The sequence below is a fragment of the Streptomyces sp. NPDC057428 genome, from assembly GCF_042803195.1.
In the GTDB taxonomy this organism is placed as follows: domain Bacteria; phylum Actinomycetota; class Actinomycetes; order Streptomycetales; family Streptomycetaceae; genus Streptomyces.
In genome coordinates this window covers 44,354-52,925 of record NZ_JBHVCT010000044.1, presented here as the reverse complement: position 1 = coordinate 52,925, position 8,572 = coordinate 44,354, and the positions used below count along the sequence as shown (strand labels likewise).

The 8,572-nt window shown below is 70.4% G+C and carries 10 protein-coding genes; 5 read left to right on the top strand and 5 right to left on the bottom strand.

Going from position 1 to position 8,572, the window contains the following annotated elements; genetic code table 11:
- The coding region (locus tag ACFU5K_RS18630) for a transposase (RefSeq protein ID WP_384062675.1) at positions 1-635 on the bottom strand (635 nt) is incomplete at its 3' end.
- A 513-nt stretch (positions 636-1,148) separates the two neighbouring features.
- Here ACFU5K_RS18630 and ACFU5K_RS18625 point away from each other — a divergent pair.
- The 3 genes from ACFU5K_RS18625 (at position 1,149) to ACFU5K_RS18615 (ending at position 2,882) form a co-directional block, all read left to right on the top strand.
- Positions 1,149-1,310 (top strand): hypothetical protein, encoded by a 162-nt coding sequence (locus ACFU5K_RS18625; protein WP_384062672.1) that lies wholly within the window; start codon positions 1,149-1,151, stop codon positions 1,308-1,310.
- A gap of 247 nt (positions 1,311-1,557) precedes the next feature.
- Positions 1,558-1,833: a GlsB/YeaQ/YmgE family stress response membrane protein gene (locus tag ACFU5K_RS18620; RefSeq protein ID WP_384062669.1), complete on the top strand. Its 276-nt coding sequence runs from the start codon at positions 1,558-1,560 to the stop codon at positions 1,831-1,833.
- Positions 1,834-2,168: 335 nt separating this feature from the next.
- Positions 2,169-2,882: an SDR family NAD(P)-dependent oxidoreductase gene (locus ACFU5K_RS18615; RefSeq protein ID WP_384062666.1), complete on the top strand. Its 714-nt coding sequence runs from the start codon at positions 2,169-2,171 to the stop codon at positions 2,880-2,882.
- 36 nt (positions 2,883-2,918) lie between these two features.
- Here ACFU5K_RS18615 and ACFU5K_RS18610 read toward each other — a convergent pair whose 3' ends face one another.
- Positions 2,919-3,614 (bottom strand): type 1 glutamine amidotransferase domain-containing protein, encoded by a 696-nt coding sequence (locus ACFU5K_RS18610; RefSeq protein ID WP_384062663.1) that lies wholly within the window; start codon positions 3,612-3,614, stop codon positions 2,919-2,921.
- Positions 3,615-4,062: 448 nt separating this feature from the next.
- On the opposite strand from ACFU5K_RS18610, the gene ACFU5K_RS18605 reads away from it, so the two are divergent.
- A complete protein-coding gene (locus ACFU5K_RS18605) occupies positions 4,063-4,746 on the top strand; it encodes a hypothetical protein (RefSeq protein WP_384062660.1) in 684 nt (227 codons plus the stop codon).
- 23 nt (positions 4,747-4,769) lie between these two features.
- Here ACFU5K_RS18605 and ACFU5K_RS18600 read toward each other — a convergent pair whose 3' ends face one another.
- Positions 4,770-4,967, bottom strand: coding sequence for a hypothetical protein (locus ACFU5K_RS18600; protein WP_384062658.1), 198 nt, complete (start codon positions 4,965-4,967; stop codon positions 4,770-4,772).
- Positions 4,964-6,226, bottom strand: a complete 1,263-nt coding sequence (locus tag ACFU5K_RS18595) for an amidohydrolase (protein WP_384062655.1) — start codon at positions 6,224-6,226, stop codon at positions 4,964-4,966. The genes ACFU5K_RS18600 and ACFU5K_RS18595 overlap by 4 nt, the downstream gene beginning before the upstream one ends.
- 166 nt (positions 6,227-6,392) lie before the next feature.
- Here ACFU5K_RS18595 and ACFU5K_RS18590 point away from each other — a divergent pair, with 166 nt between their 5' ends.
- Positions 6,393-6,563 (top strand): thiazolylpeptide-type bacteriocin, encoded by a 171-nt coding sequence (locus tag ACFU5K_RS18590; RefSeq protein ID WP_384062653.1) that lies wholly within the window; start codon positions 6,393-6,395, stop codon positions 6,561-6,563.
- 80 nt (positions 6,564-6,643) lie between these two features.
- Here the strand turns inward: ACFU5K_RS18590 and ACFU5K_RS18585 are convergent, their stop codons facing one another.
- Complete coding sequence (locus tag ACFU5K_RS18585; protein ID WP_384062692.1) at positions 6,644-8,566, bottom strand: TOMM precursor leader peptide-binding protein; 1,923 nt, start codon at positions 8,564-8,566, stop codon at positions 6,644-6,646.
- Between the last annotated feature and the right edge of the window lie 6 nt (positions 8,567-8,572).

Genomic DNA, 8,572 nt, shown 5'->3' with positions numbered 1-8,572 from the left:
ACCTCGTCGCCGGCCAGCCAGCGGGCCGGTATCCCCAGCACGCGGGCGTGTCGCAGCATAGCGGCGGCGAGCTGGGGCTTGGTGGCGAACTCGATCTCGTCGGGCACGCCGGTCAGCAGCCGGCGTTCCTCGTCGGCGGCCCAGTCCTTGCCGAAGTACAGGGTCCTGCCAATGGGGGCGTGTCCGTGCCGGGACGCGTAGGTGAGGTGGACGGCGACCTGACACAGGCCGACGCCGCCGATTGCGCCGGAGTACTGGTGGGCGGCCCCGACGCAGTCGGTGGAGGACTTCTCGTCGCCGGTCTCGTCCACGATCAACACCGCGTCCGGGTCGGCGAGTTCACTCGCGGTCCAGATGGCGATCCGGTCCGCTGCGGTGTCGTGGTCGAAGACCGCGCGGGACAGCAGGTGCTGCAGCCGGTGCGGACCCGAGTGCCCCAGCGCCTCGGCCAGGGTCCAGCAGTTGCGGGTGTCCAGCTCCATCAGCATCCCCTCGCACACCTCCCGCACCAACTCGCGCGGCCCGCGCCGCTCGAAGCAGTCCGCAAACCGGGCCGTCACCGCCCCCAGCACCGTCGTCCACGCCTGCTCGGCTATCGTGGCCTCCACGGCCACCGTCTCTTGATACGTCGTCACAAACGTTCATGATCACGGTGGCCGTACCCATGCCCGCAGGCGCCCCCGCAACCACCTCGGCCAGGGCGAACGCGTCACTCAGCAGGATCTACAGCTGCCGTGACAGAGCGGCCTCTGTTCTGCAGCCGGATTAAACCAGGCGGCCAAGCCCGCGAGTTGAGGCCGACCAAGCTCCTGGCACATGGCCCCGCAGTCGAGAACCTCGCCAATGCCGGCTTGCGATCGTTCCTGATTGCACCCTCACTGGCATTGCCGGTGGTGAATGTGACAGGTGCCCCGCAGTATACATTTGCCCAGTCAAGTATACGCCCTCTTTTTCAGGCACACGTGAATATCTGCCCGGCGCGAGTGCGGCCATCGCGCTGTCGCTGGGTGCGCTGAGCGCTCCAAGCACTCTGTGCGGGCGGGCCCGCCAGGTGATCCGCCGCTCGCAATCGGTCCGGAAGAACGAGTGCGGAGCAACGGCGGCGCAACGGGAGCCGGCGCCGGCTGCTGCCTGGAGTACGGCCCGCCGTGTATGCCGGACGCGGAGACATCAACCGGCGCGAAGCACTACGACGAGGAGCACAGTTCACCGCTCTGGTGGTCCTGGCCTCCTGCCTGAACACGGCGAACCGGCTGAACGTCATCGCCCGGCAGCCGGCCGGCGACCACGTGGCCGGCCAGTTCCGCTGACCGCCCACGGACGACCATCCCGGGCACCCGTCGCGGCAGAGCGGCCTGCCATTCACGAGGCACCAACTGCGCCGCGGCGCAGCGGTCGGGTCGCCGCGCACCGGGAGGGGAGCCCCTTCTGGACCGGCGAGCGTGCGGGGCTCGCCGCAGACACGGCAAAGCGTTTGTGGATGGTGTGTTTGGAAACGCCGAGGCGGTAAAGACGGTGCGTTGACAGAATCTTTATATGAGAGGTAGGAGACGCATCATGGGCATCCTGGCCTGGATCATCATCGGACTGCTCGCCGGTCTCATCGCCAAGGCACTGATGCCGGGCAAGGATCCCGGTGGCATCATCATCACGATGCTCATCGGCATCGCGGGAGGCCTCCTCGGCGGCTGGCTCGGCAAGGTCCTTTTCGGCGTCGACTCTATCGACGGCTTCTTCGATCTCTCCACCTGGATCGCCGCCATCGTCGGCTCCATCATCCTCTTGGCCCTGTACCGGGTCGTCACAGGCAACCGACACTCCCGTCACGCCTGATACCGCACATCGCATGCCGAAAAGGGATCCGCGCCCCATAGGGGCGCGGATCCCTTTTCGGCGTGCGAAGCCGAACTTCGATGTGTGGAGGATCGCGGTGGCGTCCTGCGCGGAGGCGACGACTGAACATGCCCAGTGCTGTGGGTGACGCGGTCGACCTGCGCCCGCGGCGGATCGGCGCCCCGGAGCCTACGCACCCAGATCCGCGTATCTTTCGCCGTGCGGGCGCGTACCAGCAGATTTATCGTTGCCTGGCAGTCACAGGGGCTCCGCACTCCAAGGCATGTCGAACGTGCGCTCGTTGTCCCAGAGTTCGAAGTCGACAGGAGCTTTTCATGAACGCCACACGGAAAGTCGCCATCATCACAGGTGCTTCGGGGGGCATCGGGACAGCTCTGGTGAAGGCCTACCGGGCGATGGGGTACGCGGTGGCCGCGACCGGCCGTACCAAGCCGCCGTCGAGCGATCCCGGGGTGCTGGCCCTCGCAGCCGACGTGGCCGAGCCGGGTTCCGGGGCACGGCTCGTCGACGCGACGGTTGAACGCTTCGGCCGTGTCGACACGCTGATCCACAGTGCCGGGCTCTTCGTCTCAAAGCCGTTCACCGAGTACACCGACGAGGACTACGAACGGGTGACCGGAGTGAACGTGCGTGGCTTCTTCGAGGTGTCGCGCAGTGTCATCTCCGCGATGCTCGCCCGCGATGACGGTGGGCACATCGTGAACATCTCCACCAGCCTCGTCGACAACGCCGACGCCATGGTCCCGGCGGCCCTCGCATCCTTGACCAAGGGGGGCCTCAACGGGGTCACGAAGTCGCTGGCCATCGAGTACGCCACCCGCGGGATCCGGGTGAACGCCGTCGCGCTCGGCGTCATCCGAACCCCGATGCACCCGACGGATCCCGACGGGTTCCAGGCAGCGCGCCATCCGGTCCGCCGCATGGGCGAAGTGGATGACGTGGTCCGGGCGGTGCTCTATCTCGAGCAGGCCCCGTTCGTCACCGGCGAGATCTCGCACGTGGACGGCGGCCAGAGCGCGGGGCACTGACGAGGCGCGCGCTGCGCTCACCCGCCGCACAGGTGGTCAGGCGAGGATCTGCAGCATCCGCTCACCCAGCACGGAGGCGGAGGCCGGGTTCTGCCCAGTGACCAGGTTGCGGTCCTCGACCATGTACGGCTCCCACATCGGCCCACGACTGTACTGGACGCCGATCTTCTCCTTGAGCTCCGTCTCCAGCAGCCACGTCGCCTTGGATGCCAGCCCGACGCCCTCCTCCTCCTCGTTGGTGAACCCTGTGACCTTGTACCCCTTGAAGGGCGACACACCGTGGATCCTCGTGGCCAGCAGCGCGGCTGGAGCGTGGCACACGATGAACAGGGGGTTGCCCGACGCGAGCTGCGCTGTCAGTAGCCGCCCCGCGTCCGCGTCGTACGCGAGGTCCGACATCGGACCGTGACCGCCCGGCAGATAGACCGCGTCATAGTCCTCGAGACGGACATCGGACAGCTTGAGCGGTCGACGCATCGCCTCGGCGTCGCGGATGACGGCCTCCAGATCGAGGGCCGCCTGCTCGCCGCCCGTCATCGACGGACGCAAGCTCATCATGTCGACGTTCGGGGTCGTGCCGCCCGGTGTCGCGACGACGACCTCATGGCCGGCGTCCGTAAGTTCCTTGTACGGGTTAGCGAACTCCTCGGCCCAGTATCCAGTGGCGTACCTCGTGCCGTCCTTGAGCACCCAGTACGTCGCTCCGCTCACTATGAACAGGATCTTCGCCATCACTCATGCGCCTCCGCTCGGGCCCGTATGGGACGTTTTGGCTATCTTTAGCCTAATTGGGTGTTCCTCCAGGTGCACGCGTTGGACGTATCGGCGCACCCACCGCGCGAAACGGGCGGGCGGGAAGCCGCGGACAGGCCAACGCGGTCGCAAGGCGCCGCAGGCGCTCGCTGCCGGAGGCGACCGTCAGCACGCCTGAGGGCCTGTGTCAGGATGACCAGGCTGGAGCCGGTCGTCCCGCCCGCGATCCACAGGCCGAACGCCACGCCGGGAAGACAGCGGACACTGTCGACGACGCCGCTGACCGCACACACGCGTGCGCGGGTCGCGGCCGCGTCCGGTACGGCAAAGGAGCGGGCGCCGTACTGCCCTCGTCCTGTCTTTCCCGCCGAGCCGGCCGACGCGCGTGGGGCCGACAAGGCGCCCACCGCACCGAGGAGCAGACCCCATGGCACAGCAGACACCTGACACTGTCCTTGCCGACAGCTGCCGATGGGTCGTTCACTCCACGTGGGGGGCCGCCTACCGTGCCGCGCACGACGACGAGCCCGCGGAGTCCGACATCCAGAAGCGTGTGGAGATACTCATCCACGACACGGACTTCATCGATCTGGCGCTGCGCGGCAGCCAGTGGCGCAACATCAGCCGTCTCCTGGCGGCCTTCGCAGAGGCGGGTACGGCGGGCGACCCGAACGTCGCGGCGTTCTACACCCACACCTACTACCTGAGCCCCGGTGAGGAACCGCCGGAGCACCCGGAACAGTGGAAGGGCAAAATCGCCTTTCCTCTCCCGGACACCGCCCCGGCGACGGCCGGTAAGTCATCGGCACCGCCCGCCGCCACCTCCCGCGGATACGAACGTGAGGCGGCGTACAACGAGCTGCTCGTCGTCGCCGCGAAACTGGACAGCACCCGCCGGATCGGCGGCAAGAAGGTGCTGCCTCACGACACCGCCGCCATGCACGCGGTACGCCTTGCGGCGAGTCTCCTGTGGCCCCGCGTGGACTCCCCCGCCCCGCCGTTCCCGCCCCGGCGGACCGACCGTCTCCTGAAACTGGTCAAGCAGTGGCACGATGCGGCGCTCTTCCCCGATCGGATGGACAGGGACGAAGCCGCCGACGGCGCCGCCTGAGGTGAGCGTCGTCGGCCTGTCGGTCACAGCCCCTGCGCGGCGACCCCGGCGGGCGCGACGCGGGCTGCTCGCGCGATGAGCGCGTCCTGCGGCTTCGCTTCGCGGGAATCCCCCCGGGAGAGCACCGCGACGATGACCGGCGGGGAGTCCGGCGGCCAGATGACGGCGATGTCGTTGCGGCTGCCGTAGCCGCCCGTGCCGGTCTTGTACCGTCGTCTCACAAGGCGTCCCGGCGAGGGCACGGCACAACGCCCAGCCGGGTCAGCGCCGCGGACGTCAGCGCCGTGATGGCCGCCGGCAGTGCCGTGCGGACGTCCGGGGCGAAGTGCGGGGAGTGGTTCGGCGGCACGTGGGCCTGGGAGGCCGCCCACTGGGTGCGGCCTGTCGTACCCAGCATCCAGTAGGCCAGGGGGATTCCGGCTTCGCCGTGCACGGACTGGCCCGCGTCGCCGTAGAGCGGGAAGTCCTCGGCAGCCATGGACGCGGGCCAGGTCGTTACCCGTTCCGGGCCGTACAGGGCCGTGTGCGCGGACCGTATCGCCTCCGTCGCGTCCGGGTCGACCCGGAGGGCCGGGGAGCGCGACAGTGTGGTCAGGTTCGGGTCACGTGGGCAGGCGGAGGCCGCGCACTCGGCCCGGACGATGCGGTCCAGCGCCGCCAGGGCCCGGTCCAGGGTTTCGTCCGTGAGGGCGCGCAGACCGATGCCGAGTTCCGCGGTGTCCGGGACGACATTGACAACCGATCCTGCCCGCATCGTGCCGACGGTGAGGGTGAGCTGGTCCGCAGGGGCGGTCTCACGGGAAGTGATGGTCTGGAGACGGCTGATCACGGCCGCCGCCGTGACCACCGGGTCGACGGTGAGGTGCGGGGTCGCTGCGTGGCCGCCCCGTCCGTGCAGGACCACGTTCAGGGCGGCGCTCGCGGCGGCCATCGGGGTGTGCGGGCCGCCGTGGGCGATCATTCCGGCGGGCAGGGGCGCCGCGTGCTGGGCGAGCACGGCGTCCGGGCGGCCGCAGCGCTCGTACAGGCCGTCCGCGAGCATCGCGCGGGCTCCCGTCAGCGTCTCCTCGGCCGGCTGGCCGACGACGACGAGGGTGCCGCGCCAGTGGGCGGCGGTTCGGGCCAGCAGGTCGGCCGCGCCCGTCGCGGCGGCCAGATGCAGGTCATGACCGCAGGCGTGCATGGCCCCGTTCGTAGCGGCGTACGGCAGACCCGTCCGCTCGGCCAGCGGCAGGGCGTCCAGCTCGGTCCGCAGATACACCCTCGGACCGTCACCGTTGCGCAGGACACCCGCGACGCCGTGGCCTCCGACGCCGCGTGCGACCTCGAACCCGGCGCCGGCGAGCCGGTCCGCGAACAGGGCGGCCGTACGGCTCTCCCGGCCGGAGAGTTCCGGTGTGCGGTGGACGTCCAGGTAGAGGGTGAGTGCCGGTCGTACCGCCGACGTTACGTGGGTGAGGGCGGGGTGGTGCTCGGTCACGGGTTTCCTCTGCTGATGAGTGGGCTGCGGACCGCTGGCGTCCGGTGCCAGCGATGTGTGAGCGCGGGGCATGCCGAACGGTGAGCGGCCGACGGTGGAATGGGGTCGTACACCCCAAGCAGGAGGCCTTTCCCATCTCGGCGGGCCCCATCCGGAGGAGACACCCATGGACAAGAACCTGAGCACCCTCGCCGACGAGATCCTGGAGCTCGAGGCCGAGACCTTCGAGATCTCCGACTACTCGGACGCCAGCGAGGTCGTGCTGGCCGGTTCGACCAGCACCAGCTCGACGTCGACGTGCAGCTCCACCACCAGCACCACCTCCTGCTCGGCCTGACCGGACGTCAGTCAGGTCGCAGGGCACGCGCCCGGGATCCGTCCGCTCGACGGATCCCGGGCGTCGCCGTGCCCGAGGGGTCACGGGAACGGGTGCGGCACCCTCCGGATCTCGGCGTCCGCCAGGTCCGTCGTGCGGTGGCCGCCCCGCCTCAGCGCCGTGCGCAGCCGGGGCATCAGCAGAGCACGCTGCCGGTTCCAGCCGAAGTCGATGGGCAGGAGTCCGGGCACCAGGGTGCTGACCGTGCGCAGGCCCATACGCTCCTGTTCCGGGGTGGTCTGGTCGACCGCGATCACATCGTGCCCGGCCGCGGCGAGCTCACCGACGACCGCGCGTACGTCGTCGCGCAGGTCGCCTGTGCGGGGGCGCTGCGAGGTCTCCCACCGCCGGTAGACCTCGTCGAAGGACCGAACGGCGAGCGGTTCCAGATAACTGCGGGCGTGGACGGCCATTGCGGGCAGCCCGTACAGCTGGGCGTGGTCCTTGAGGTGGCGGACGCGGTGGAAGTCGTCAGCCATGGCCTCCAGTTCATCTCGGCGTTCCTCGGTCTGCCGGGCCAGGTGCGGGATGTAGGTGAGGACCTCGGAAAGGGCTCCTTCCACGGCGGACCGGGGGTCCAGCGACGCGGCCGCCGCGAACGACAGGGCGCCGGGGCCGCCGTCGCGGCGTACGGCGACGGCGGTGGCGACCGGGATCGCCAGGTCGACGCGGTTGTCCAGGACGTGGACGTCGTAGCCCTGGAGCGCGGCCCGTTCCGCCATGGCGGCGGTGGTGGGGCCGCCGACGGTCGCCAGGTCGATCTCGGTGAGGCGGGCATTGCCGTACCAGGCGTTCAGGAACGCGTCACGTTCGACGAGTTCGAGGAGGCCACCGAGGACCGCCTCCTCCAGGCAGCCCCCGATGGCGCAGCCGTTGGAGCACTCGAAGACGAAGTTGTCGGCCGCCAGCCCTGCGCTGTAGTAGACGAGGCGGGAGGGGACGAGAACCGGGCGGTCGTCGCGCAGGGAACGGCCCCACTCCCAGGGGATGGCGCGGTCCGGGTCGAAGGGATCGACCAGGGGGTCGTCCCGGTACGTACGCGGGTCGTAGAACCCGCAGACGGCGGGGTCCACGGCATCGGCCCTGAGCTCGTTCCAGGATCCGGTGACGGGGGTGGTGCGGCCCCGCCGGTGGGTTCCGGCGTAGCGTTCCAGACCCTCCAGGAAGGCCAGGGTGCGGCTGGTGGAGAAGGCGTTCTCCTGGCCGCTCCAGGTCACGTCGTTGAGCCCGGCGTAGCCGCGTACGAAGACGCTGCCGGCGACCGGGGCGGTGGTCGGCGACGTGACGTTCAGCCAGGTACCGCCGCCGAGGGCCCCGCACACGGGGTTGGCCAGTGCGTTCTCGGGGATCGGGTAGGAGGAGGCGGCGCGCAGCCGGTACGTGCCGGGGTCGGGCTTGGGCCGAGTCTCCAGGGTGAGCGGGAGTGGCCGCGCCGGGGTGCCGGGCGCAGCGCAGTCCGGGCAGAGGGGATCGGCGAGGAGAGGGTACGTCCGCACCTGGAGCGTCATCAGGTCGAGGCGGGACACCTGAGGGAGGGCACGGTCCGCCGGGTCGGCGGCCGGCGGTGCGGGGGCCGGGTCGGCGTCGAGCAGCGCGGTGCACAGGGCGGCCACGGCGTCGTACGTGTGCCCGCTGAACAGCGGCCAGGCGCCTGCCGGGCGGGGGCCGTCCGGCCCGCCGGTCTCCAGGGCGTCCCGCTCCGAGCGGCTGCGCAGCCTCTGCCAGCGCAGTGCCAGGCAGCGCCCGCAGGCCGGGGCGGTTTTGTCGCCGCCCCAGGGACCGATCAGTACGGCGGAGGCGGTGAGGTGGACACGCGCCCCTGCCCGCAGGTGCGCCCAGGGGTCGGGGGCGCCCCGGTCACCGAGGGTGGCGGCGGCGTCGGTCGCGCCGACCGGCACGACGGCGACGTCGCGGCCGGTGCGGTCGGCGAGCGCCGTGTGGAGGGCGTCGCGTGCGGCCTCCATCGGCAG

Coding starts and splice junctions, on each gene's coding strand:
- ACFU5K_RS18620 (WP_384062669.1), top strand. CDS start 1,558: ATGGGCATCCTGGCCTGGATCATCATCGGACTGCTCGCCGGTCTCATC.
- ACFU5K_RS18615 (WP_384062666.1), top strand. CDS start 2,169: ATGAACGCCACACGGAAAGTCGCCATCATCACAGGTGCTTCGGGGGGC.
- ACFU5K_RS18610 (WP_384062663.1), bottom strand. CDS start 3,614: ATGGCGAAGATCCTGTTCATAGTGAGCGGAGCGACGTACTGGGTGCTC.
- ACFU5K_RS18605 (WP_384062660.1), top strand. CDS start 4,063: ATGGCACAGCAGACACCTGACACTGTCCTTGCCGACAGCTGCCGATGG.
- ACFU5K_RS18590 (WP_384062653.1), top strand. CDS start 6,393: ATGGACAAGAACCTGAGCACCCTCGCCGACGAGATCCTGGAGCTCGAG.
- ACFU5K_RS18585 (WP_384062692.1), bottom strand. CDS start 8,566: ATGGAGGCCGCACGCGACGCCCTCCACACGGCGCTCGCCGACCGCACC.